A 25,425-nucleotide genomic window follows, 5' to 3' on the forward strand; every position below is an offset into this window, starting at 1 on the left:
GGCAAGCACTAGGCGTCTCCCCGCTCCTGCGGTGAATGGTGTTCTTTGTAGGCTTTCAGTGCCTTGAGCCGCTCACGCTTGAGAGCCTCACCCAGTTCCGGGCCCTTGAAGCCTTTCTCCAGTAATGGCGCCACCGCCACCCCCCGCGCTACCCGCGCAGCACCGCGTAAATAATCCGCCTGTGGATAACTTCGCTGCTCAAGGCCCTTGCGGCCCCGTGCGTCCATTTCGCAGGCGACAACAAACTCTTCAAAACGCTGTGGTCGGCGGAATACGTCAAAACTCTGCAGCAACTCCAGCAGGGTCGAGGCTTTCAGCTCCAGGGCGCGATGGCCGTGGGTGTGATACTCGCCAACCAAAAGTGCCAGTTCCTGGCAATCCTTCGGTACTTTGAAGCGTTCATTGACCGCTCTGATCAGCTTCAGGCCCCGCTGCTCGTGAGCAATATGCCGGGGCAACTTATCCACAGGGGTCAGGCCCTTGCCCAGATCATGCAGCAGGCAAGCCCAGCGCACAGTCAAGGGTTGGGCGTGGAGGGCTGCCTGTTCCAGCACGCTCAGGGTATGGATGCCGGTATCAATTTCCGGATGGTGGGCTTCGGGTTGGGGTACACCGAACAGCGCGTCCACTTCCGGCAGCAAGGTTTTCAGGGCGTGGCAGTCGCGCAGCACCTGGATAAACACCTGGGGTTGATCTTCCATCAGCGCCCGGGAAATTTCCTTCCAACTGCGCTCCGGGGTCAGGGCATCCAGTTCGCCAGAGTCACTGAGTTGGCGCATCAGTTCCAGGGTTTCGGGGGCGACAGTGAAACCGAGGCTGGCATAACGTGCGGCAAACCGTGCCACCCGCAACACACGTAAGGGATCTTCGGCGAACGCCGGGGAAACGTGGCGCAACACTCGGGCTTGCAGATCGCGTTGGCCATGATAGGGATCGGTCAGGTTGCCGTCGTCGTCTTCAGCCATGGCGTTGATGGTCAGGTCGCGACGGATCAAGTCTTGTTCGAGGGTGACTTCAGGGCTGGCATGAAACACAAAGCCGCCATACCCCCGGCCGCTCTTGCGCTCGGTACGGGCGAGGGCGTACTCCTCGTTGTTTTTCGGGTCCAGGAACACCGGAAAATCAGCGCCTACAGGCCGATAGCCCAGGGCGAGCATTTCTTCGGTGGTGGCGCCTACGACGACCCGATCGACATCGGTAACGGGAATGCCCAGCAAGCGATCACGTACCGCTCCGCCGACTTTGTAGATTTGCATGAAAAAGCCTCCATTAGCCCTACAGGATAACGCCTGTGCCAGGCCAATGGAGGCATTGCTGCATCAAAGGTGAACCACGGCCAGGTCCAGGCGGCCGTAGTCGTTGTCGTTGTGTTCGTTGCGCGGCGGAACATGGTGGGTTTTCATGATCTGGTCGCCTTGCAGCGTCTCCAGATGGATATCAAAACCCCATAGCCGGTGCAGATGCTTGAGCACTTCATCCGTGGATTCGCCCAGGGGTTTGCGGTCGTGCTGCTGGTGGCGCAGGGTCAGGGAGCGGTCGCCGCGCATATCGATGCTGTAGATCTGCACGTTAGGCTCGCGGTTGCCCAGGTTGTACTGGGCCGCCAGGGTCTCGCGGATGGTGCGGTAACCGGCTTCGTCGTGAATGGCAGGTACCAGCAGGTCGTCCTTGAGGTCGTCATCCATAATGCTGAACAGCTTGAGATCACGAATCACCTGGGGCGACAGGTACTGCAGGATAAAGCTCTCATCCTTGAAGCTGCTCATGGCGAACTTGAGGGTCGATAACCAGTCGCTGCCGGCGATCTCCGGGAACCAGCGGCGATCTTCCTCGGTCGGGTGTTCGCACATGCGCCGGATATCCCGGTACATGGCAAAGCCCAGGGCATAAGGGTTGATGCCGCTGTAGTAGGGGCTGTCGAAGCCTGGCTGGAAGACCACGCTGGTATGGGAGGTGAGGAACTCCATCATGAAGCCGTCGGTCACCAGCCCTTCGTCGTAGAGGTCGTTTATCAGGGTGTAATGCCAGAACGTAGCCCAGCCTTCGTTCATCACCTGGGTCTGGCGCTGGGGGTAGAAATACTGGGCGATCTTGCGCACGATCCGCACGATCTCCCGTTGCCACGGCTCCAGCAACGGGGCGTGCTTTTCCAGGAAGTACAGGATGTTTTCCTGGGGTTCGCTGGGGAAGCGTGCATTGTCTTTGTCGCTGTTCTTGTCGGCGCGCTTGGGGATGGTGCGCCACAAGTCGTTGATCTGCTTTTGCAGATGCTCTTCACGGTCCTTCTGCCGCAGCCGTTCCTCTTCGGCGGAAATGGGGTAAGGGCGTTTGTAGCGGTCTACCCCGTAGTTCATCAAGGCATGGCAGGAGTCGAGCAGGTCTTCCACGGCGTCGATCCCGTGGCGCTCCTCGCATTGCATGATGTACTGCTTGGCGAACACCAGGTAATCAATGATCGAACTGGCGTCGGTCCAGGTGCGGAACAGATAGTTGCCCTTGAAGAAACTGTTGTGGCCGTAGCACGCATGGGCCACCACCAGTGCCTGCATGCAGATGGTGTTTTCTTCCATCAGGTAGGCGATGCACGGGTCGGAGTTGATCACAATTTCGTAGGCCAGGCCCATCTGGCCGCGGCTGTAGGACTTCTCGGTGCTGAGGAAGTGCTTGCCGTAGGACCAATGGTGATAGCCCAGGGGCATGCCCACCGAGGCATACGCGTCCATCATCTGTTCGGCGGTGATCACTTCGATCTGGTTGGGATAGGTATCCAGGGCATAACCGGCCGCAATGCGGCTGATTTCCCGGTCATAGGCCTGGATCAGTTCGAAGGTCCATTCGGACCCCGTGGAAATGGGTTGGCGCTTATGCTCTTTGGCGGTCATGTCACTAACCTGCGCTGGAAGAGTTCACGGAAGACCGGATAGATATCGCCGGCCGAGACCAGTTGTTGCTGGGCGAAGGTATCGGCGAAGGCTTCACCGATGCGCTCGTATTCAAACCACAGGGCCTGGTGCTCGCGGGGGGTAATCTCCACATAAGTGTAGTACTGCACGAACGGCATGATCTGGTTGATCAGGATGTCGCGGCAGATGGGCGAGTCGTCGTTCCAGTTGTCGCCGTCGGAAGCCTGGGCCGCGTAGATGTTCCATTCGTTGGCTGGGTAGCGCTCAGCCATGATTTCCTGCATCAGCTTCAGAGCACTGGACACGATGGTGCCGCCGGTCTCCCGCGAATAGAAAAACTCTTCCTCGTCGACCTCGCGGGCGCTGGTGTGATGGCGGATAAACACCACGTCGATCTTGTCGTAGTTACGCTTGAGAAACAGGTACAGCAGAATAAAGAAGCGCTTGGCGATGTCCTTGGTCGCCTGGGTCATCGAGCCGGAAACGTCCATCAGGCAGAACATCACGGCCTTGGAGCTGGGGTTGGGTTGCTTGACCAGCAGGTTGTATTTCAAGTCGAAGGTGTCGAGGAACGGCACGCGGTGGATACGCGCGCTGAGTTTCTCGATTTCTGCTTCGATTTCCTGGATATCGCCGAAGTTGTCCGGCTCTTCGCGCTTCAAGCGCGCCAACTCTTCCTTGGCTTCCCTCAGTTTGGCGCGGCTGCTGCCGGACAGGGCGATACGCCGTGCGTGGGCCGAACGCAGGGTGCGGATGATATTGATGCGCGAGGGGTTGCCCTCGTTGCTGATACCGGCGCGCACGGTCTTGAAGGTGTCAGTGCCGGTCAGGTTGCGCTTGACCAGGTTGGGTAGCTCCAGGTCCTCGAACATGAATTCGAGGAATTCCTCCTGGGTAATCTGGAACACGAACTCATCCATGCCTTCGCCGGAGTTGCCGGCCTTGCCTGGGCCTTTGCCGCCGCCACCGCCCTGAGGGCGCTGGATATGCTCGCCAGTGGTGAATTCCTTGTTTCCCGGATGAACCACGGTCTGTTTGCCGCCGCGGCCGTGATGCAGCACCGGTTCGTCGATGTCCCGGCCGGGAATGCTGATCTGCTCGCCGTGCTCCATATCGGTAATGGAACGGCGACTCACCGCCTCTTCGACGGCCTTTTTGATGTGGTCACGGTAACGCCGCAGGAACCGCTGGCGGTTTACCGTGCTCTTGTTCTTGCCATTGAGGCGTCGGTCGATCACATAGCTCATAGGGAGCCCTCCGGGCAGCTTCACGTTACAAGCTTCAAGCCGCGAGCTGGAAGCTTAGAGACAAGCGGTCAACTGCCAGGCCAGGGGCCCGGCAGCGCACGCCTGTCGCTGCCTTACTGCGATTTGCGCACCCGCAGGTACCACTCGGAGAGCAGCCGTACCTGTTTGTCGGTGTAGCCGCGCTCGACCATTCGCGTGACGAAGTCGTTGTGTTTTTGCTGGTCCTCCTTGCTGGCCTTGGCGTTGAAGCTGATGACCGGCAGCAGATCCTCGGTGTTGGAAAACATTTTTTTCTCGATGACCACCCGCAGCTTCTCGTAGCTGAGCCAGGTCGGGTTCTTGCCGTTGTTGTTGGCCCGGGCGCGCAGTACGAAGTTGACGATTTCGTTGCGGAAATCCTTCGGATTGCTGATGCCGGCCGGTTTTTCGATCTTCTCCAGCTCTTCGTTGAGGGCTACGCGGTTGAGGATCTCGCCGGTTTCGGGGTCGCGGTATTCCTGATCCTGAATCCAGAAGTCGGCGTACAGCACATAGCGGTCGAAGATGTTCTGGCCGTATTCGCTGTAGGACTCCAGGTAGGCGGTCTGGATCTCCTTGCCGATGAACTCGATATAGCGCGGCGCCAGGTACTCTTTGAGGAAGCGCAGGTAACGCTCGCGGGTTTCAGCCTGGAACTGCTCCTGTTCGATCTGCTGCTCCAGTACATAGAGCAGGTGTACCGGGTTGGCGGCGATCTCATGCGGGTCGAAGTTGAAGACCTTGGACAGGATCTTGAAGGCGAAGCGGGTCGACAGGCCATTCATGCCCTCATCGACGCCCGCCGTGTCGCGGTATTCCTGGATCGACTTGGCCTTGGGATCGGTGTCCTTGAGGTTCTCCCCGTCGTAGACGCGCATTTTCGAGTAGATATTCGAGTTTTCCGGCTCCTTGAGACGCGAGAGCACCGTGAACTGGGCGAGCATCTTCAGGGTATCTGGCGCGCAATGGGCCTTGGCCAGGGAACTGTTGAACAGCAATTTGTCGTAGATCTTGATTTCATCGCTGACCCGCAGGCAGTACGGCACCTTGACGATATAGATCCGGTCGATGAAGGCTTCGTTGTTCTTGTTGTTGCGGAAGGTGTGCCACTCCGATTCGTTGGAGTGGGCCAGCAGGATGCCAGTGAACGGAATCGCCCCGAGGCCTTCGGTACTGTTGTAGTTGCCTTCCTGGGTGGCGGTGAGCAGTGGGTGCAGCACCTTGATCGGCGCCTTGAACATCTCCACGAACTCCATCAGGCCCTGGTTGGCCCGGCACAGTGCGCCCGAGTAGCTGTAGGCATCGGCGTCGTTCTGCGGGAATTCCTCCAGCTTGCGGATATCCACCTTGCCCACCAGCGCAGAAATATCCTGGTTGTTTTCATCCCCCGGTTCGGTCTTGGCGACGCCGATCTGGTTGAGAATCGACGGATAGAGCTTCACCACCCGGAACTGGCTGATATCGCCGCCGAACTCGGCCAGGCGCTTGGTGGCCCAGGGCGACATGATGGTGTTGAGATAGCGCCGTGGGATGCCGAAGTCTTCTTCGAGGATCGCGCCATCTTCTGTGGCGTTGAACAGGCCCAGGGGCGATTCGAACACCGGAGAGCCCTTGATCGCGTAGAAGGGCACCTTTTCGATCAGTTGCTTGAGTTTTTCGGCCAGGGAAGATTTACCGCCGCCCACGGGGCCGAGCAGGTAGAGAATCTGTTTCTTCTCTTCCAGGCCCTGGGCGGCATGGCGGAAGTAGGAGACGATCTGGTCGATGCATTCTTCCATGCCATGGAAGTCTTCAAAGGCCGGGTAGCGGCGGATCACCTTGTTGGAGAATATTCGCGACAGCCGCGAGTTGTTGGAGGTGTCTACCAGCTCCGGTTCGCCAATCGCCAGTAGCAGGCGCTCGGCGGCAGACGCATAGGTGCTGCGGTCCTTTTTGCACAGCTCAAGATACTCCTGCAGCGTGAGTTCTTCCTGCTGGGTGGACTCGAAGCGTTGTTGGAAGTGGCTAAAAATACTCATGACGTCGTCACCTCGCTCGATACGTGGAGCCGACGCCGGATCAATCAGTCGATGCTGGCAGCCAGTGGCGTTTGCCGTGGCCATTTCCCCCCAGAACACCCTGAAACGCTACCGATGACCCGCACGCCGGTGTACCGGCTCTCCCCTGTTTTGGATGGCCTGCGCTTAATGATAGTTGGGAATCCGGGAGGTCAAGGCGAGATGCCTAATTAGTTTGGGTGCGCCGTTTCTCAGAAACGGCGCGAGCCCAAGCGTCACGCGGGGTAGCGGGGTTTGAAAAAAATTATTGCGAATTGCCTGTGGCAGTTTCCGCAGGATACGTCGTACGCCACAGCTCAAAGCCGCCGTCCAGGCTGTAGACATCGGAGAACCCCTGGCTGACCAGATAGGCCGCCGCGCTCTGGCTGGAATTGCCGTGATAGCAGGCCACGATCACTGGCGCGTCGAGGTCGGCGGCGCGGATGAAATCGGCAATGTTGTGGTTGTCCAGGTGCTGTGCGCCCTTGATGTGGTTCAGGGCGTAAGTCTGTGGATCACGGATATCCACCACCACGGCGCCTTGCTCACGCAGGGCCTGGGCTTGTTCGGGAGGGATACGTTTGAATTCGCTCATGGCGGGCTCCTTGGGCGGGCGGCAAGCGGCGTCTAGCGCTTGGCGGCAGCCGGCAGTGTAACGGGAAGGGGGGATTCACACTGGCAACTCAGGCGCTCGCCGGTGTCGATGTTCATCAGGGTCATGGCTCCACCCCAGACACACCCGGTGTCGAGGGCAAATACCCCAGGCTCGTCGCAGTGACCTTCAAGGGCGGCCCAGTGACCGAAGATGATCTTCGTTTCGCGGGTCTTGCGCTCCTTGTGGGTAAACCAGGGCTTGTAGCCGGGCAGGGCGGTTTCGGCGCCTTCCTTGCTCTTGAGGTCGAGTTTGCCTTCGGCGGTGCAAAAGCGCATGCGCGTGAAGTAGTTGGTAATGACCCGTAGGCGGGCAACGCCGGTCAGATCGTTATCCCACTTCACTGGCTCATTGCCGTACATGCCGTCCAGGTAGGTGGCGAACAGCGTGTCATCGGCCAGGGCGGTTTCAACCTCGGCAGCACATTTAAGGGCTTTTTTCAGGCTCCACTGCGGTGGTATGCCGGCATGCACCAGGGCGGTATTGCGGCCCTCGTCGTAGTGCACGAGCTTTTGCCGGCGCAGCCAGTCCAGCAACTCGGCGCGATCCGGAGCTTCGAGGATTTCGCGCAGGGTATCGCCTTTTTTCAGGCGCTCGATGTTATTGCCGACCGCCAGCAGGTGCAGGTCATGGTTGCCCAGTACGCACACCAGGGCGTCGCGCATGCCATAAAGAAAGCGCAGGGTTTCCAGGGATTGCGGGCCACGGTTGACCAGATCCCCCACCAGCCACAGACGATCTTGGGCTGGGTCGAAGGCTACACGGTCAAGCAGGCATTTGAGCGGCTCCAGGCAGCCTTGCAGGTCGCCGACAGCATAGGTTGCCATCAGTGCAGGGCTCCCGGTACCGCCAGGCGGAAGGGGGCGATGATGGCGTCGAAGTGTTTGCCGTCTTCGGCAAGCATCTGATAGCTGCCTTGCATCGTGCCGACCTTGGAGGTCATTACGGTGCCGCTGCTGTAGGTGTGGCTGGCGCCGCTGTCGATCAGTGGCTGTTGGCCGATGACACCCGCACCGCGCACTTCCTCGACATGGCCGTCGCCGTCGGTGATGACCCAATGGCGCGACAGCAGCTTGGCGGCCACCTGGCCGTTGTTCTTCACCGTGACGGTGTAGGCAAAGGCAAAGCGGTTCTGTTCAGGTTGCGATTGTTCCGCCAGGAAGCGGGTGACGACGCTGACGTCGATCTGATAGCGAGGATCGGACATGCAAGAGGCCTTAAGAGCAAAAGCGGAGGACAGCAGATGCGGATCAGTCTAGGCCATGAGGAGGGCACTAGGCCAGACATGTGTCTGGCTTGGTAAACGATGCCGTCCTGGCAGATGACGAAGCGCTACCAGTGTCGCGCGGCTCAAATGTGGGAGCTGGCAAGCCCGCACACATTGGAACTGCGGCGGGCGCTGGGAGTGGGGCCAGCAAAAACAAGTGTGGGAGCTGGCAAGCCTACTCCCACATGTGGATCGCATTGCATCAAGCCTTTGCGGCTTATTCCGCCGTCGGCGCTGGCTGGATAGCTAGCTGGTCCGCCAGACGTACAAACGCGGCCAGGTCCAACTGCTCCGGGCGCAGGCTGCCGTCGACACCGGCGGCTTCGATCTCGGCGTTGCTCAGCAATGCCTTGAGTGTATTGCGCAGGGTCTTGCGGCGCTGGTTGAACGCTTCACGCACTACCCGCTCCAGCAGGCGATGATCCTTGGCCGGATGAGGAAGGACCGCGTGGGGCACCAGACGCACAATCGCCGAATCGACTTTCGGCGGTGGATTGAACGCGCCCGGCCCGACATTGAACAGGTGCTCGACCCGGCAGTGGTACTGGACCATGATCGACAGGCGACCCCAGTCACCGCCGCCAGGGCCGGCTGCCAAGCGCTCGACCACTTCCTTCTGCAACATGAAATGCATGTCGCGGATGATCCCTGCGTTGTTCAGCAGGTGAAAGATCAGTGGCGTGGAGATGTTGTACGGCAAGTTGCCGACCACCCGCAGGCTGTTGGGGGCGGCATTGAGGCTGGTGAAGTCAAACTTCAGCGCGTCGCCCTGGTGCAGGTTGAAGTTGGGCATGCCAGCGAATTGCTGGTTGAGGATCGGGATCAGGTCCTTGTCCAGCTCAACCACATCCAGTTGGCCGCCGCTATTGAGCAGGCCCTGGGTCAGTGCGCCCTGGCCCGGGCCGATTTCCAGCAAGCGGTCTTCGGGCTTGGCATGGATGGAGCGCAGGATGCGGTCGATAACGCCGGCATCGTGCAGGAAGTTTTGCCCGAAGCGCTTGCGCGCCCGGTGTTGGTAATGCTCGGTCATATACGGGTCTCGGCCATCTGATAGGCGGTTTCCAGGGCCACGTGCAGGCTGCCGGTATCGATCTTGCCGCTGCCCGCCAGGTCCAGGGCGGTGCCATGGTCGACGGAGGTGCGGATGATCGGCAGGCCCAGCGTCACGTTGACTGCGGCGCCGAAACCTTTGTATTTCAGCACGGGCAGCCCCTGGTCATGGTACATCGCCAGCACTGCATCGCAGTGCTCCAGATATTTGGGGGTAAACAGAGTGTCCGCAGGCAATGGGCCGCGCAGGTCCATGCCGTCTTGGCGCAGGCGCTCTAGTGTCGGTTCGATAATGTCGATTTCTTCATGGCCCAGGTGGCCGCCTTCACCCGCGTGGGGGTTGAGGCCGCATACCAGGATTCGCGGCTGGGCGATGCCGAATTTTTGTTGCAGGTCAGCGTGCAGGATGCGCGTTACACGCTCCAGGCGCTCGGGGGTAATGGCATCGGCAATCAGGCGCAAGGGCAGGTGAGTGGTCACCAGTGCCACGCGCAGGCCGCGGGTTGCCAGCATCATCACCACTTGTTCGGTGTGGGTCAGTTCTGCGAGAAACTCGGTATGCCCGGAAAAGGCGATGCCGGCTTCGTTGATCACGCCTTTATGCACGGGCGCGGTGATCATCCCGGCGAAGTCGCCGTCGATGCAGCCTTGTCCGGCCCGGGTCAGAGTCTCCAGGACGAAGGCGGCGTTGGCCTTGTCCAGTTGCCCGGCGACTACTTTGGCCTGCAGCGGGGTGTCCCACACGTACAGGCTGTGGGCAGGTGCCGGCTGGTCGGGCCAGTTGCCCGGCGAAACGGGCAGCAAGTCGACAGCCACGCCCAGTTGCGCGGCCCGCTCAAGGAGCAGGTCGCGGCTGGTAATGGCAATCAGGGGGTAAGGCTGGGCTTGCGCGGCGAGCAGCAGGCACAGGTCTGGACCTATGCCGGCCGGCTCGCCGGGTGTCAATGCGAAACGCTGGGGTTTCACTGGACTGCCTGGTCGGTGCCTGTTGTGTCGGCGCCAGGAAGCTTGTTTTCCACGTAGGCTTCGTCACGGATTTGACGCAGCCAGGTTTGCAGCTCTTCGTCGTATTTGCGGTTACGCAGTACGGTCAGTGCTTGCTGCTCACGGGCCTGGCTGGTGTTGTCGGTGGCGCGGCGGCCAAGGACTTCCAGGACATGCCAACCGTATTGGGTCTTGAACGGCTTGGACAGCACGCCTTGGGGCGTATCGTTCATGACTTGCTGGAACTCGGGCACCAGGGCTCGTGGGTCGATCCAGTTCAGGTCGCCGCCGTTGAGGGCAGAACCCGGGTCTTCCGAGAAGCTTTTGGCCAGGGTGGCGAAGTCTTCACCGCCTTCGATGCGCTCATAGATCTTTTGCGCCAGTTCCTTGGTTTGAGCCTCGGTGCGGATTTCGCTTGGCTTGACCAGGATATGGCGAACATGCACTTCGTCTTTCAACGAAGTCTCGCCGCCGCGGCGTTCCAGCAACTTCAGAATGATGAAGCCGCCAGGGGTGCGCGCAGGTTGGGTGATGCCACCTACTTCCATGGCACTCAGCTCACGGTCAAACGGCGGTGGCAATTGAGCAGCTTTACGCCAGCCCATGTCGCCGCCTTCGAGAGCGTTGTCGCTGCCGGACTGGGCGATGGCCATCTGGGCAAAGTCGGCACCGGCCTTGAGACGGTCATAGATCGCCTGGGTCTTGGCCGCTGCGGCATTGAGCTGCTCGGCGTTGGCGCTGTCCGGTGTCGGGATCAGGATATTGGCCAGGTGCAGTTCTTCGGAGAGCTGCATCTTGCCCAGGTCCGAGGCCAGGAAGTTCTTCACTTCCTGCTCTGATACCTGCACACGTTCGGCCACACGGCGCTGACGCACACGGCTGATGATCATTTCGCGGCGGATCTGGTCACGGGCGTCCTCATAGGACAAACCGTCACGGGCCAGGGCCGCACGAAACTGATCAATGCTCATGTTGTTGCGTTGAGCGATGGTGCCGACGGCCTGGTTCAGTTCTTCGTCGGTGATGCGGATGCCGGAGCGGTCGCCAATCTGCAATTGCAGGTTTTCGACGATCAGGCGTTCCAGCACCTGCTGGTCCAGGACGCTGGTCGGCGGCACGCCACCACCACGCTTGGCGATGGTTTGCTGAACTTCCTTGACCCGTTGGTCCAGTTGGCTCTGCATGATCACGTCGTTATCGACGATGGCCACCACCTTGTCCAGCGGTTGCACTGCAGCGTGTGCCGCTGCAGTGCCCAGGAACAGCGCGCCCAGCATCAGCGGGCGCAGACAATCAGAAAGCTTGATCTTCACGTTCACGATAACCTTGGATGCCTTTGTCGAGGAAGCTCTCTACCTTGGCGCCAGTCAGGCCGCCGAGTCCTTTGAGGACGATTTGGAGGAAGAGCCCGTGGTCGCCTTTTTCGTTCTGCGGGGCGATCTGGGTGTATTCGTCGTTGGAAACCCAATAACGGTTGATCACGCGCAGTTTCCAGCAGCAGTTGTCGTATTCGAAGCCACCAAAGGCTTCCAGGGTACGGTTGCGTGCATAGTCATACTGCCAGCGGGTGATCAGGTTCCATTGTGGAACGATCGGCCACATCATCGAGAAATCGTGTTGCTGGATTTTGTAGTAATCCTTCTCGAAACCTGGTTGCCCTTCGGTGCCGTAATCGCCACCAAACTGCCACTTACCGGTCAACTGGTTGTAGACAACCTGGTCGTTACGATAGCGATAGCCAACGTTGATAACCTTGTTCGGGTTGTCTTCAGGCTGGTAGTGGAACATCGCGCTGCCGGAGCGGGCGGCGTGACTTTCAGTGTCCCAGTTGTAATCGGCAGTGGCGCGCCAGTCGCGGTTAAAGCGGAACTCGTAGTCCAGAGCGATTGGCGAGACGTCCGACTGCGAGTCGGCGCGGTCGGCGGCAACGATGCCAGGCAGTTGGACCTCGCGGTCCTTGAAATACAGCGCCTGGCCGATGGCAACACGTTGACGCTCGAAACCGTTCTCTTCGATCCAGCGGCTGGTCACGCCCAGGGACAGTTTGTTTTCGTCGCCGATCCGGTCAGTGCCCGAGAAGCGGTTGTCGCGGAACAGTGAGTTGTAGTTGAACGTGGTTTCGCTGCTATCGAACACCGGGATATCGGACTGGTCTTTCTCTGGAACATAGAGATAGAACAGGCGCGGCTCCAGGGTCTGGGTGTAGTCCTTGCCGAACCACTGGGTACTGCGGTCGAAAAACAGCCCGCTATCGACACTGGCGATTGGAATGGCGCGATCTTGCGAACTCTTGAACTTCTGGCCCGCATCAATCATTTGCTGCTTGCCAGCGCCGTCGAGATCAAGATCGTACTTGGTGTAGGCGTACTTGAGCTTTGGCGTGATGAAACCGTAACTCGAACTCATCGGCAACGATACGCTTGGAGCCGCGTTCAAGCGCGTGCCGTTTGCACGGGTTAGCCCTCTCACGTAGGTGTCCAGACGTGGTTCGCCGTTGGGGAGCGGACCTCCATCTTTATTGAAGATATTGCCAGTCCTCAAATCCCGATCAAACCGGACAGCCTCGGCGTCATAAGCAAAGTACAGCCCACCAGGACGGTAAGGCAGTGCACCATTGATGGTTAACTGCGGCAACCGGTTGTACGGAGTGATCTGGGAGATCGTCGCCAGCTCGTAGGCTTGCAAATTCAACTGAGCGGTATAGGTATCGCCGCGATAGCTGGCAGCACCTTGCTGGTTGACGAACTCACGAGACTCAACGCCAATCTGATTGGACTTCAGATCCTGGAAGTAGAACGGATCGCTGATCTTGGTGTAGTCGATCTGAGTCAACAGCCGCGAATCCAACCCGCCCTTATGCTGCCAATTGAGCATATAGCGGGTTTTGTTGTAGTCGCTCTGCTTCTTCCGCTCGTCGCTGTCATCGTTCAGGTACGCGCCGCCGAACTGACCTTCGCTGGACTTGGTGAGGTAGCGGAATTCGCCTTCCATCAACATGCCGCGCTTGGTCATGTATTGCGGGTACAACGTGGCATCGTAATTCGGTGCCAGGTTGAAGTAGTACGGTGTCACCAGCGTGAAGCCACTTTCCCCACCCGAGCTGAAGCTCGGCGGCAGGAAGCCGGACTGACGACGATCGTCAATCGGGAAGTAGATGTACGGGGTGTACAGGATCGGGATGTTCTTGACCCGCAACGTCGCGTTGGTCGCCGTACCGAAGCCGGTGGCCGGGTTCAACGTGATGTTGTTACCGCGCAGCTGCCAGGCATTGCTGTCTGGCTCGCAGGTGGTGTAGGTACCGTCCTTGAGGCGGATGATCGCGTTTTCGGCACGCTTGGCGTACAGCGCGTTACCGCGGATGCGCGACTTGTGCATTACGTACTCGGCGTTGTCGATCTGCGCGGCGCCGGTGTCCAGTTGGACCTGGGCATGGTCGCCGACGATCAGCGCGCCATTGTCGCGCATGCGCACATTGCCGTTCAGCTCGCCACGGTTCTCGGCCTGGTACAGGCTGGCCTCTTCGGCCTCGACCTGCATGCTGCCCTGACGCATGACCACGTCACCGGCCAGGGTGGCGACCTGGGTGTCCTGCTCGTAACGAGAGGCCTTGGCACCGATGAAGGTCGGTGCGTCGCTCTTGTCCGTCTTGTCGTTCATGCCAGGACGGAGCGGCTCGACGTACGCACCGGCGCAATAAGGACCGGTTTCGGCCAGTTGCGCAGCAGTGAGTTTCTCCCGAGGGACCCAGTCCAGGTGGCTGTAGTCAGCGCTGCGCGAACGCAGGCCACGGCCCTTGGATTCGGTGACCAGCTTGGTCTGCGGCACGGCTTCGGCACCAGCAGCTTCGCCTTGCGGCGTGCCGTTGGCCGAGCTGACGGCACTGCCGTCATGCACCGGGCGCGGTGGTAAAGGGGCTGCGCTGGCTTTCGGCGCGCAATCCCAGGCACCCGAAGCAGAGACTGAGCAGTCATACTGTTCCGCGGCGACCACGAATGAGGTGGCGAAGGGTTGCATGGCCAGCAGACTGCCGGTTACCAGCAACGGAAATTTTCTACGAAACGCGGGGGATTTCAATGCCATCTTATTAGTCCGGGCTTCCTGCGTGCCATCTGCCCGCGGTGTGGGCCGCACGCCTCTCGATGGTCTGAAAAAGATGCGTGATAATAAAGCATGACCCGCTTGACGGCTAGCGCCGTCGGAGACCCTTGTAATGCCCGACCAAGATCTACGTTTGCAACACCTGAAAGTCTGGCTCGATCAGCAGTTACCCGAGCTTTTCCATGCCCAGGGATGGGGGGCCGTACCCCCGGCTACATTGACTGCGGCCAGCAGCGACGCGAGTTTCAGACGGTACTTCCGTTGGCAGGGCGAAGGTCGCACATTGATCGTGATGGATGCCCCTCCCCCCCAGGAAAACTGCAAACCTTTCGTCGATATCGCGAGAATGTTGGCGAAATCGGGAATAAATGTTCCGCAAATTTATGCAGAAGATCTCTCCCAAGGCTTTCTTTTGCTCAACGACCTGGGCAAAAACACCTATCTGGATGTGATTGACGGTGAAAATGCCGATCAATTGTTTGCCGAAGCCATCGACGCGCTGCTGGCTTTCCAGCAATTGCCGATGGACGCCGGGTTGCCCAGCTACGACGTGCCATTGTTGCGCCGTGAATTGGAGTTGTTCCCCGAATGGTACGTGCGCCGGCATCTGGGCATTGAGTTCGACGAGCAGCAGTTGGCTCAATGGCAGCGGGTCAGCCAATTGCTGATCGACAGCGCCCTGGCCCAGCCCAAGGTCCTGGTGCATCGCGACTATATGCCGCGCAACCTGATGATCAGCGTGCCGAACCCTGGCGTGCTGGATTTCCAGGATGCGGTCTATGGCCCCGTGACCTACGACATCACCTGCCTGTTCAAGGACGCCTTCCTCAGTTGGCCCCAGGCGCGGGTGCGCGAATGGCAGCGTGGTTATTGGGAGCGTGCTGGCCAATTGGGCATCCCGGTGCAGGCGGACTTTGAAGATTTCCTGCGCGCCAGCGACTTGATGGGGGTGCAGCGTCACCTCAAGGTCATCGGTATCTTTGCGCGTATCTGCCACCGTGATGGCAAACCGCGCTACCTGGCGGACGTGCCGCGCTTCTTTGCCTATATAGACGCGGTGCTGGCCGATCGGCCGGAACTGGCCGACCTGGGCGAGTTGCTGGCCAGCCTGCGCCAACCGGCCGAGGCCCACGTATGAAGGCGATGATCCTGGCGGCCGGCAAGGGCGAGCGGATGCGTCCGCTCACCCTGCACACCCCCAAACCGTTGGTCCAGGCCGGTGGCAAGCGCCTGATCGAGTACCACCTGGAGGCGCTGGCGAAAGCGGGATTCACCGATATCGTCATCAACCATGCCTGGCTGGGCCAGCAAATCGAGAGTTATCTGGGAGACGGCGCGCAGTACGGCGTGCGCATCCAGTATTCGCCAGAGGGCGAGCCCCGGGAAACCGGTGGCGGAATCTTCCAGGCCTTGCCCTTGCTGGGGGAGGAGCCGTTCCTGGTGGTCAATGGCGATATCTGGACCGACTACGACTTTGTCCGCCTCAAGCAGCCCTTGAGCGGCTTGGCGCACTTGGTCATGGTCGATAACCCGCCTCATCACCCCAGTGGTGGCGATTTCTATATCAAGGATGGTTTGCTTCATGATGCAGCGCCCGGTGCCGATAACCTGACCTTCAGTGGCATTTCGGTGCTGCACCCCAAGCTGTTCGCGGGTTGCAGTGCCGGTGCCTTCAAGCTGGCGCCCTTGCTGCGCACGGCGATGGCTCAAGGCTTGGTCTCGGGGGAACACATGGATGGACGCTGGATTGACGTCGGTACGCTGGAGCGCCTGGCGCAGGTTGAAAGTCTGCTGACCGTGGGCCAGTAAGATGTTGTGGCCTGGGACTCTGATCGGCGCCGGGGCGGGTTTTGCCATCGCCAGCATTCCGGGGGCCATGTTGGGTGGGTTGCTGGGGCAGGCACTGGATCGGCGCCTGCAATTGCACAGTTGGGCCCAACTGCGCGAACGCCTGGGCGGCCGGCCGGCGCTGCGCAATGACGAACTGCTGTTTGTCCTGCTGGGCCGCCTGGCCAAGAGTAATGGGCGGGTGGTGGACGGCCATATCCAGCAGGCGCGGGTGGAGATGCGCTCGCTGGACATGAGCGAGCCGGCCCAGCGCCGGGCGATTGCCGCGTTCAACCGAGGCAAGTCGGGGACCGACCGCGTGCGCAGTTACCTGCGCGTGCTCAAGGTGCAGCCCCATGCGGCGGAAGGCGTGCTGCGCGCCTGCTGGCGCATGGTCTGGGCCGACGGCAAGGCCAGCCCCGCTGAGCGCGAGCTGATCGAGCTATGGGGCAAATGGCTGGGGTGGACGCCGCAACAACTCCAGGCACTGGCCCATGACTATGAGCCGGAACGCAAGCCTCTGGTCACCCGCGGTAGCACCTATCAAGAGGCCCTGCGGATTCTCGGGGTGACCGGCACGACAGAGCCTGCGGTCATCAAACGTGCCTATCGACGGCTGCTCAGTCGGCACCACCCGGACAAGATTGCCGGCACTGGCGCCAGCCCCGCTCAAGTGCGCGAGGCCACGGAGCGCACCCGAGAGCTGCATAGTGCCTACACGATCATTCGCGAGCAGCGGGATTTCCGCTGACCCGACCGCCTGTGGCGAGCGTGCTTGCCAAAAGTGTCCACCCTGTCCCCGCACACCCGTCAACCATGTGCCCGGCCCGTAAAAAAAGAGCCCCAAAGTAACCAAGGGCTCCTGACATCGGAGGCCGGGTACCCACCACTCGGCACCTCGTCTAGTCTCGATGTGCCTGCGATCCAGCAGTGATTCGGGGGGGGGCGCCGAGATGGCGGTCTATCAGTCGATAGATGTATTGGCCGAGATATCTCTATCGCAGGCAAGCCAGCTCCCACAGGGGAATGCAGCTTCGCAGCTCTGGCTCTGCTGTTGCTCTGCTGTTGCTCTGCTTTTGATCTTGATCTCAGGCGCCCCGTTAAACCACGCTGGCCGCAGGCAGGTATTGCGCAGTGGGCACCCCGGCATGGATGCCGGGGTAGCCGCGACACGGCCATGGATGGCCGATCGCGGCGGGCCCACGGAGCAATGCCTGACTGCGGGCATGCCGAGCCTAGGCGAGGCACCGAGTGGTGGGGCAGGAGCCCTTTTGGTTACTTTTGGGGCTCTTTTCCAAAAGTGACCCGCCGTAAGGGCGGAACCAATAGCCGCCGTGACCGCAGCAACGGATATGTACACAAACCCAACGCGGGCAAGCCCGCTCGCCACAACCACAACCACAACCACAGACGGGGCGGGGCAGTTGGGCTCAGCTACCACTGCTTTGCGGGCTCAACCAACCGCGAATCCGCCGGTACAACTGTTCCTGGGCCGCTGCGCTATTCCCAGGAATAGTCTTCAACGACACCTGCTTGTAGTTGTCATTCTTCAGCCGCTTGCTCGCCTGGCTGCGCTCCAGCGCCATTTTGCTGGCCAGGGCGTTGTCCTGATAGAAGACATCGGCGGTCGCCAGCTTCAATGTCGGGGTCAGCTGTTGCAGATCCGGTTGACGGCCCACCGGCGACTGCGCCGCGACCATGATGAACTTTTGCACCTGGGCCGGTTGTTTTTCGCTCAGGTAGCGCGCAGCCCACCAGGCCCCAGTCCCGTGCCCCAGTAGCACCACGCTGCGGGCGTTCTGGGTCTGGGCATAGGCGACGGCTGCGTCGATGCGGGCGAAGATCCGTGTCGCGTCGGTCTTGTCCTGCTCATCCACGCCAGGGACCACGGCCGGGTCGGTGCCCTCGGCTTCGGCGCTGGCCGCCTGTTCGATGGGCTTGGGCGCTGCAGTGCTGGCATCTTTGCTGCTGCTGTCGACGGCTGCATCGGGAGCCTGGATCACCCGCGGCGGCAGGGTGTCGACGCTCAGGTCGGGCAGCGACAGGCTCAGGCTGCTCCAGGCGGCATCCGGCAGCTTCTGGCGCAAAGGCCCGATGGCTTGCGGCCAGTCAGCCGTTTCTCCGGCGCCGGGGACGATAATCACCACACCCTGCGGTTCGGGGCTGTTCGCCGGTTTCCACAGCGCCAGGAACGACTCGTCGCCTGCCTGCAATTGTTGCTGCTCGTGGGGCGGCAGTTGTCGCTCCAGGGCCTGGGCTTCCTCCTGGCTACGCTCTGGCAGAGGCTGGCGTTCTGGTGGTTTTTCGGCGGCCGCCGGCGCGGTGTCAGCCGCCTGCACGCAAAAGGTGCTGGTAAACAGCAGCGACAGGCACAATGCTGGCAGTGTCGAACGGTGAAGCAGGGGCATAGTGGAATCCCGGCCAGAAGTGATCCCGGCAGCCTAATGGGTTGGATGTGAGATGTGAATGATGAATTTTCGCTGTCTGCTGGTTATCGGCTATCTGTGCTTGCCCTTGATGGCGAATGCCGCGCCTGCGTCTGTGGTGCCGCCGGCGGTGCTCAACCCGCAGCAGCGCGAGTGGTTGGCGCAGCACCCGCAACTGCGGGTCGGGGTGGTGTTGCAGGCGCCTTACGCGCAATACGACCGGCGCCTGCAGCGCTTGTCCGGAGCCAATGTCGAGCTGATGCAGGCGCTGGCCAAGGCGCTGAATATCGAGCTGACCTGGCGCAACTTCCCCACGCAGGAACAGTTGGAGGACGCCTTGCGCGAGGATGCGGTCGACCTCGCCCCAGGTCTGCTACAAACCCCTGCTGGCCTGCGCCTGTGGCAGTTTTCCGACCCGTATATGCGCGTGCCCCAGCACATTGTTGGCATTCGCGACGGCAGCGGCACCGTGGACCTGGAAAAGCTCGATGAACAGTCCCGGGTCGCCGTGCGCATGCCCAGCGGCGTGGCGGATTACCTGCGCAGCAATTACCCCAGGCTGAACCTGCAAGGTGTGCCCCTGGAGCGCCAGGCCTTGCAGCTATTGGTCAGCCAGCAGGCGCGCTATGCGGTAGTCGATGAGGCGCAGTTGAGCCGCTTGTCGATCGAGCCCGAGTTCGCCGGTTTGGCCGTGGTCGGCGATATTGGATTGCCGCAACTGTTGCGGGTGGCCACCCGGCGTGACTGGCCAGCCCTGGCAGAGATTGTCGAGAGCGGCCTGCGCGCCATTCCTGCCCGCGAGCTGGAGCAATTGCATGCCCGCTGGCTGCAACCCAAATACCCACGCCTGTCGGAATCACCGGGATTCTGGCAAAACCTCAGCCTGCTGCTGGGCCTGCTGTTGCTCGCGTGCCTGACGGTTGCCCTGTGGCAGCGTCGGCAAAAACATGCCCTGGAACACCAGTTGCTGGCCACGCGTGAGGAAAGCGCTGCCCGTGCGGCGGGCGCCGAAGCATTGCGTCTGACCCAGTTTTCGATTGATCAAAGCACCGTGGGTATCCTCTGGGTCAATTGGGACAGCCATGTGCGCTACGCCAACGTCGCCGCCGAAACCATGCTCGGTTACGCCCCGGGAGCGTTGATCGAGCGCCCGCTGATCGAGTTCGAACCCAATCTGAGCATGGACCGCTGGCTGAACCTGTGGAAGCGCGCCCGTGCCAGTGAAGACGGGCCGCAGAGCTTCGCCACCCAGTGCCTGCGCGCGGATGGCAGCCTGTTGCCCACGGATGTGTCCTTGAGTTTCCTGCGCTTTGCCGGTGGCGAATACCTGGTGGTGTACCTCAACGACGTCACCGAGCGCCGCCGGGCCTTGGCCGCGTTGCAGGAAAGTGAAGCGCGCCTGCAAGGCATCGCCGCCAATGTGCCAGGGCTGGTGTTTCGCCTGGAGCGTCTGCCGTTGAGCGCCGCCATCGACTTTGCCTATATCAGCGAAGGCAGCGAGCGCCTGGTGGGCTATTCGCCGTCCGTGCTCAGCCACCGCGATGTGGGGATTCGCAGCCTGGTCCACCCGGATGATCGCGCCAGTTACCACCAGACCCAGGACCAGGCCATCGACACCGAGAGCAACTGGTCGTGGCAGGGCCGCATCCTGACCCGCCAGGGCGAGCAGCGCTGGGCCGAGATCAAGGCGGTCACCCGGCGTCTGGACGATGGGGCGGTGGTCTGGGACGGGATCGTCTGGGACATCAGCGACAGCAAACGCATTGAACTGGAATTGGACGCCTCGCGGGCGCAACTGCGCGAACTCTCGGCGCACCTAGAAACCGTGCGTGAGGAAGAGAAGGCGCGGATTGCCCGCGAAGTTCACGATGAGCTGGGGCAGATGCTCACGGTGTTGAAGCTGGAAACCTCCATGTGCGAGTTGGCCTACGCCCAGTTGGACCCAGGCCTGCACGAGCGCCTGAACAGCATGAAGCGCCTGATCGCTCAACTGTTCCAATTGGTCCGTGATGTGGCCACGGCGTTGCGCCCGCCGATTCTCGACGCCGGGATCGCCTCGGCCATCGAGTGGCAGGCCCGGCGGTTTGAGGCGCGCACACAGATTCCGTGCCTGGTGCAGGTGCCGGACAACCTCCCAGCCTTGAGTGACGCCAAGGCCATTGGCCTGTTCCGTATCCTGCAGGAGGCGCTGACCAACGTCATGCGCCATGCCCAGGCGCATACGGTGGAGTTGACCCTGGTGGTGGAGGGCGCCAATCTGCGGTTGACCATCAGTGATGATGGCGCAGGCTTCGTCCCTGCGCCGGGGCGCCCGGTGTCGTTTGGCCTGGTGGGCATGCGCGAGCGGGTGCTGATCATGGGCGGGCAGTTGACCCTCGACAGCGAACTGGGGGAGGGCACCACCCTGAGCGTTACAGTGCCGTTGGATTCGCCATAGATCCCTTGTGGGCTTGCTCGCACATTTTGAATGTCGGCGTTTAATCGCTATAGAGAGAGGAAATTGCCGTGATCCGCGTATTGGTAGCCGAAGACCACACCATCGTCCGTGAAGGCATCAAGCAGTTGATCGGCCTGGCCAAGGACCTGCTGGTGGTGGGCGAGGCGGGTAACGGCGAACAGCTGTTGGAAGCCTTGCGTCACACGCCCTGCGAGGTGGTGCTGCTGGATATCTCCATGCCCGGGGTCAACGGCCTGGAGGCGATTGCGCGGATCCGCGCGCTGAACAACCCGCCGGCCATCCTGGTGCTGTCGATGCATGACGAGGCACAAATGGCCGCCCGGGCGCTGAAGGTCGGTGCGGCTGGGTATGCCACCAAGGACAGCGATCCTGCGCTGTTGTTGACGGCAATCCGCAAAGTCGCCGCGGGCGGGCGCTATATCGACCCGGACCTGGCGGACCGCATGGTGTTTGAGGTCGGCCTCACCGATGCCCGGCCCTTGCATTCGCTGTTGTCCGAGCGCGAGTTCTCGGTGTTCGAGCGTTTGGCCCAGGGCGCCAACGTCAACGATATCGCCCAGCAACTGGCCCTGAGCAGCAAGACCATCAGCACCCATAAGGCGCGGTTGATGCAAAAACTCAACATCAGCTCCCTGGCCGAGCTGGTGAAGTACGCGATGGAGCACAAGCTCCTATAGGAGCGTATCTATTTGCGACATCGCCCAAACCCCCGGAAGCCCGTGCTTGCAGCTTGTCGCTTGAAGCTTGCTGCGCAACTGTCCCTTGCCCGCCATCCGTGTAGGGCGATCCCTACCCCGAACCTTCCATCCTGCTGATGCCAATCTCTCCTGCGCCCCGATTTCCGGGGGCTTGCGCCTGGACTACGCTAGCTCTACAGCAGTCCAAAACACAAAGGTGCGGGTATGAGCGAGGCGGATTCAAATGATGTGCTGGTCAGCTTTCGTGGTGTGCAGAAGAGCTACGACGGCGAGAACCTGATCGTCAAAGACCTCAACCTGGACATTCGCAAGGGCGAATTCCTCACCCTGCTGGGCCCGTCCGGTTCGGGCAAGACCACCAGCCTGATGATGCTCGCCGGCTTCGAAACGCCGACCGCTGGGGAGATCCTGCTGGCCGGGCGCTCGATCAACAATGTGCCGCCGCACAAGCGCGACATTGGCATGGTGTTCCAGAACTATGCGTTGTTCCCGCACATGACGGTGGCTGAGAACCTGGCGTTCCCCCTGACGGTGCGGGGCTTGAGCAAGACCGATGTCAGCGAACGGGTCAAGCGCGTACTGAGCATGGTCCAGCTCGACGCCTTCGCCCAGCGCTACCCGGCGCAGCTCTCCGGCGGCCAGCAGCAACGGGTGGCCCTGGCTCGCGCCCTGGTGTTCGAGCCGCAGCTGGTGCTGATGGACGAACCCCTCGGTGCCCTCGATAAACAGCTGCGTGAACACATGCAGATGGAGATCAAGCACCTGCACCAGCGCCTCGGCGTGACCGTGGTTTACGTGACCCACGACCAGGGTGAAGCGCTGACCATGTCCGACCGGGTAGCGGTGTTCCACCAGGGCGAGATCCAGCAGATCGCACCGCCGCGCACTTTGTATGAAGAGCCAAAAAACACCTTCGTCGCCAATTTCATCGGCGAGAACAACCGTCTTAACGGCCGCCTGCACAGCCACACCGGCGAGCGGTGCGTGGTTGAGCTGGCGCGCGGCGAGAAGGTCGAGGCGCTGGCGGTGAATGTCGGGCAGATCGGTGGCCCGGTGACGCTGTCGGTGCGCCCGGAGCGGGTCAGCCTCAACGGTTCCAGCGAAAGCTGCAGCAACCGCTTCTCGGGCCGGGTGGCCGAATTTATCTATCTGGGCGACCACGTGCGCGTGCGCCTGGAAGTCTGCGGCAAGGCCGATTTCTTTGTGAAACAACCGATCGCCGAGCTGGATCCGGCGCTGACGGTCGGCGATGTGGTTCCGATTGGCTGGCAAGTCGAGCACGTTCGCGCACTCGACCCACTTCTAGAGGCGAATTGATCGCCCCCTTGGCTTCATCCAACCCTGCACGTGGAGAGAACAATAAATGTTGAGATCCCTGAAATTGACCGCCCTGGCCATCGGCCTGGCGAGTGCTTCACAGGTCATGGCAGGTCCGGACCTGACGGTGGTGTCGTTTGGCGGCGCGAACAAGGCGGCCCAGGTCAAGGCTTTCTATGCCCCGTGGGAAAGCGCGGGCAACGGCAAGATCATCGCTGGCGAGTACAACGGCGAGATGGCCAAGGTCAAAGCCATGGTCGACACCAAGAGCGTGTCCTGGGACCTGGTGGAAGTCGAGTCGCCGGAACTGTCCCGTGGCTGTGACGAGGACATGTTCGAGCCGTTGGATCCGAAGCTGTTCGGCAACCCCGACGACTATGTGAAAGGCGCGATCCAGCCCTGTGGCGTGGGTTTCTTCGTGTGGTCCACGGTGATGGCGTACAACGCCGACAAACTGAAAACGGCCCCAACCAGTTGGGCGGACTTCTGGGACACCAAAAATTTCCCCGGCAAGCGCGGCTTGCGCAAGGGGGCCAAGTACACCCTGGAATTCGCCCTGATGGCCGACGGTGTAGCGCCCAAGGACGTGTACAAAGTGCTGGCCGGCAAGGACGGCCAGGACCGCGCCTTCAAGAAACTCGATGAACTCAAGCCGTCGATCCAGTGGTGGGAGGCCGGCGCCCAGCCGCCGCAGTACCTGGCCTCGGGTGACGTGGTGATGAGCTCGGCCTATAACGGCCGGATCGCCGCCGTGCAGAAAGAGAGCAACCTGAAAGTGGTGTGGAACGGCGGTATCTACGATTTCGACGCCTGGGCGATCCCCAAGGGCCTGGGCAAGGAGCGCGCCGAGGCGGCGAAGAAATTCATCGCCTTCTCCGTTGCACCGCAGCAACAGAAAATCTACTCGGAAAACATCGCCTACGGCCCGGCCAATACCCAAGCCGTGCCGCTGCTGGCCAAGGACATCCTCAAGGATATGCCGACTACTCCGGAAAACATCGCCAACCAGGTGCAGATTGATGTGAGCTTCTGGGCGGATAACGGTGAGCAACTGGAGCAGCGCTTCAATTCCTGGGCTGCCAAATAACAAGCCCCACCGCTTAACCCCTGTGGGTGCTGCCATCGCGGGCAAGCCCGGCTCCCACAAGGGGGCCTTTCACACGGGTTTCAACTGTAGATTTTCCGGAGTTTGCCATGGCCATCGCCGTTCCCTCGAACGAGGTCACCACCCCCAGCTTGAAGCAGCGCCTGGCGCGTGCCGAGCGGCTTAACCGCTGGAAGGCCCAGGCCTTGATCGCGCCGCTGGTGGTGTTTTTGCTGCTGGTGTTCCTGGTGCCCATCGTTGCGCTGTTGTACAAAAGCGTCGGTAACCCGGAAGTGGTCGCTGGCCTGCCGCGTACCGTGGTGGCGGTGACCGCCTGGGATGGTCGTGGCCTGCCCGGCGAGTCGGTGTACCAGGCTGTCAGCGAGGACCTGGGTGAAGCCCGGAAAAACCAGACCCTGGGCGATTTGTCCAAGCGCCTGAACATGGAGCTGGCGGGTTATCGCAGCCTGTTGACCAAAACCGCGCGGGCGCTGCCGTTCAGCGCAGTGCCGGCCTCTTATAAAGAAGCGCTGGAAAACCTCGACGAACGCTGGGGCGACCCCGCGTACTGGCAGGCCATCCGGCGCAACACCAGCAGCCTCACGCCTTATTACCTGCTGGCGGCGGTCGATCATCGGATCGACGACCTCGGCGAAGTCGCGCCGGCCACGCCGGACCAGGCGATTTACCTCGATATCTTCGCCCGCACCTTCTGGATGGGCCTGGTGATTACCGTGTGCTGCCTGCTGCTGGCCTATCCGCTGGCGTACCTGCTGGCCAACCTGCCGGCGCGGCAAAGCAACCTGTTGATGATCCTGGTGCTGCTGCCCTTCTGGACCTCGGTGCTGGTGCGCGTGGCCGCCTGGATTGTGCTGCTGCAGTCCGGCGGGCTGATCAACGGCGCGCTGATGGGCCTGGGCATCATTGATAAGCCTCTGGAGTTGGTGTTCAACCGGCTGGGGGTCTACATCTCCATGGTGCATATCCTGCTGCCGTTCATGATTCTGCCGATCTACAGCGTGATGAAGGGCATTTCACCGACCTATATGCGTGCGGCGATCTCTTTGGGTTGTCACCCATTCGCCAGTTTCTGGCGGGTGTACTTCCCACAGACTTACGCGGGTGTGGGCGCCGGTTGCCTGCTGGTGTTTATCCTGGCGATTGGCTACTACATCACCCCGGCCTTGCTGGGCAGCCCGAACGACCAGATGGTCAGCTACTTCGTGGCGTTCTACACCAACACCAGCATCAACTGGGGCATGGCGACTGCGCTGGGCGGCTTGCTGCTGCTGGCGACCGTGGTGCTGTACCTGATCTACAACTGGCTGGTGGGCGCCAGCCGCCTGCGCCTGAGCTGAGG

The 25,425-nt window shown here is 61.1% G+C and carries 20 protein-coding genes; 8 read left to right on the plus strand and 12 right to left on the minus strand.

Annotated features, from left to right (window positions below; genetic code table 11):
* Positions 1 to 8 precede the first annotated feature (8 nt).
* The 11 genes from HBO24_RS08915 to HBO24_RS08965 form a co-directional block, all read right to left on the minus strand.
* A complete protein-coding gene (locus HBO24_RS08915) occupies positions 9 to 1,256 on the minus strand; it encodes a multifunctional CCA addition/repair protein (protein WP_170059565.1) in 1,248 nt (415 codons plus the stop codon).
* Positions 1,257 to 1,319: 63 nt separating this feature from the next.
* Positions 1,320 to 2,882 carry a SpoVR family protein gene (locus HBO24_RS08920; protein WP_057960791.1) on the minus strand — a complete coding sequence of 521 codons (1,563 nt, stop codon included), beginning with the start codon at positions 2,880 to 2,882 and terminating at the stop codon, positions 1,320 to 1,322.
* Positions 2,879 to 4,150: a YeaH/YhbH family protein gene (locus HBO24_RS08925; protein WP_057444302.1), complete on the minus strand. Its 1,272-nt coding sequence runs from the start codon at positions 4,148 to 4,150 to the stop codon at positions 2,879 to 2,881. The genes HBO24_RS08920 and HBO24_RS08925 overlap by 4 nt, the downstream gene beginning before the upstream one ends.
* A 113-nt stretch (positions 4,151 to 4,263) precedes the next feature.
* A complete protein-coding gene (locus HBO24_RS08930; protein ID WP_017739508.1) occupies positions 4,264 to 6,186 on the minus strand; it encodes a PrkA family serine protein kinase in 1,923 nt (640 codons plus the stop codon).
* A gap of 283 nt (positions 6,187 to 6,469) precedes the next feature.
* A complete protein-coding gene (gene glpE, locus HBO24_RS08935) occupies positions 6,470 to 6,799 on the minus strand; it encodes a thiosulfate sulfurtransferase GlpE (protein ID WP_057440313.1) in 330 nt (109 codons plus the stop codon).
* A gap of 32 nt (positions 6,800 to 6,831) precedes the next feature.
* Positions 6,832 to 7,683 carry a symmetrical bis(5'-nucleosyl)-tetraphosphatase gene (locus tag HBO24_RS08940; protein ID WP_057440314.1) on the minus strand — a complete coding sequence of 284 codons (852 nt, stop codon included), beginning with the start codon at positions 7,681 to 7,683 and terminating at the stop codon, positions 6,832 to 6,834.
* A complete protein-coding gene (gene apaG / locus HBO24_RS08945) occupies positions 7,683 to 8,063 on the minus strand; it encodes a Co2+/Mg2+ efflux protein ApaG (RefSeq protein ID WP_057960789.1) in 381 nt (126 codons plus the stop codon). Before apaG ends, HBO24_RS08940 begins: the two co-directional genes overlap by 1 nt.
* Before the next feature lie 277 nt (positions 8,064 to 8,340).
* Positions 8,341 to 9,153 carry a 16S rRNA (adenine(1518)-N(6)/adenine(1519)-N(6))-dimethyltransferase RsmA gene (gene rsmA, locus HBO24_RS08950; protein ID WP_057440316.1) on the minus strand — a complete coding sequence of 271 codons (813 nt, stop codon included), beginning with the start codon at positions 9,151 to 9,153 and terminating at the stop codon, positions 8,341 to 8,343.
* Entirely contained in the window at positions 9,150 to 10,139 is a 990-nt protein-coding gene (gene pdxA, locus HBO24_RS08955; protein ID WP_170059566.1) for a 4-hydroxythreonine-4-phosphate dehydrogenase PdxA, read from the minus strand. The genes rsmA and pdxA overlap by 4 nt, the downstream gene beginning before the upstream one ends.
* Positions 10,136 to 11,470, minus strand: a complete 1,335-nt coding sequence (locus HBO24_RS08960; RefSeq protein WP_169960149.1) for a peptidylprolyl isomerase — start codon at positions 11,468 to 11,470, stop codon at positions 10,136 to 10,138. Before HBO24_RS08960 ends, pdxA begins: the two co-directional genes overlap by 4 nt.
* Positions 11,451 to 14,237, minus strand: a complete 2,787-nt coding sequence (locus HBO24_RS08965) for an LPS-assembly protein LptD (protein WP_170059567.1) — start codon at positions 14,235 to 14,237, stop codon at positions 11,451 to 11,453. Before HBO24_RS08965 ends, HBO24_RS08960 begins: the two co-directional genes overlap by 20 nt.
* Before the next feature lie 130 nt (positions 14,238 to 14,367).
* Between HBO24_RS08965 and HBO24_RS08970 the strand changes: the two genes are divergently transcribed.
* The 3 genes from HBO24_RS08970 to HBO24_RS08980 are packed head-to-tail and all read left to right on the plus strand — an operon-like array spanning position 14,368 to position 16,833.
* On the plus strand, positions 14,368 to 15,393 hold the full coding sequence (locus HBO24_RS08970) for a phosphotransferase (RefSeq protein ID WP_057960785.1): 1,026 nt from the start codon (positions 14,368 to 14,370) through the stop codon (positions 15,391 to 15,393).
* Positions 15,390 to 16,064 carry an N-acetylmuramate alpha-1-phosphate uridylyltransferase MurU gene (gene murU / locus HBO24_RS08975; RefSeq protein WP_170059568.1) on the plus strand — a complete coding sequence of 225 codons (675 nt, stop codon included), beginning with the start codon at positions 15,390 to 15,392 and terminating at the stop codon, positions 16,062 to 16,064. Before HBO24_RS08970 ends, murU begins: the two co-directional genes overlap by 4 nt.
* 1 nt (position 16,065) lies before the next feature.
* On the plus strand, positions 16,066 to 16,833 hold the full coding sequence (locus HBO24_RS08980) for a TerB family tellurite resistance protein (protein WP_057960783.1): 768 nt from the start codon (positions 16,066 to 16,068) through the stop codon (positions 16,831 to 16,833).
* Between the two features lie 679 nt (positions 16,834 to 17,512).
* Here HBO24_RS08980 and HBO24_RS08985 read toward each other — a convergent pair.
* Positions 17,513 to 18,490: an alpha/beta hydrolase family protein gene (locus HBO24_RS08985; RefSeq protein WP_169960152.1), complete on the minus strand. Its 978-nt coding sequence runs from the start codon at positions 18,488 to 18,490 to the stop codon at positions 17,513 to 17,515.
* 58 nt (positions 18,491 to 18,548) lie between these two features.
* Between HBO24_RS08985 and HBO24_RS08990 the strand changes: the two genes are divergently transcribed.
* The 5 genes from HBO24_RS08990 (at position 18,549) to HBO24_RS09010 (ending at position 25,423) form a co-directional block, all read left to right on the plus strand.
* A complete protein-coding gene (locus tag HBO24_RS08990) occupies positions 18,549 to 20,945 on the plus strand; it encodes a transporter substrate-binding domain-containing protein (RefSeq protein ID WP_170059569.1) in 2,397 nt (798 codons plus the stop codon).
* A gap of 68 nt (positions 20,946 to 21,013) precedes the next feature.
* Positions 21,014 to 21,643 carry a response regulator transcription factor gene (locus HBO24_RS08995; RefSeq protein WP_057440324.1) on the plus strand — a complete coding sequence of 210 codons (630 nt, stop codon included), beginning with the start codon at positions 21,014 to 21,016 and terminating at the stop codon, positions 21,641 to 21,643.
* A gap of 225 nt (positions 21,644 to 21,868) precedes the next feature.
* Positions 21,869 to 22,981 (plus strand): ABC transporter ATP-binding protein, encoded by a 1,113-nt coding sequence (locus HBO24_RS09000; protein ID WP_057440325.1) that lies wholly within the window; start codon positions 21,869 to 21,871, stop codon positions 22,979 to 22,981.
* Between the two features lie 46 nt (positions 22,982 to 23,027).
* Entirely contained in the window at positions 23,028 to 24,068 is a 1,041-nt protein-coding gene (locus tag HBO24_RS09005) for an ABC transporter substrate-binding protein (RefSeq protein WP_057440326.1), read from the plus strand.
* 107 nt (positions 24,069 to 24,175) lie between these two features.
* The gene (locus HBO24_RS09010) at positions 24,176 to 25,423 is read left to right on the plus strand and encodes an ABC transporter permease (protein WP_170059570.1); all 1,248 of its coding nucleotides are present in this window, start codon (positions 24,176 to 24,178) and stop codon (positions 25,421 to 25,423) included.
* Positions 25,424 to 25,425 lie beyond the last annotated feature (2 nt).

This window comes from Pseudomonas sp. WS 5410 (assembly GCF_012985645.1).
GTDB lineage: Bacteria > Pseudomonadota > Gammaproteobacteria > Pseudomonadales > Pseudomonadaceae > Aquipseudomonas > Aquipseudomonas shahriarae.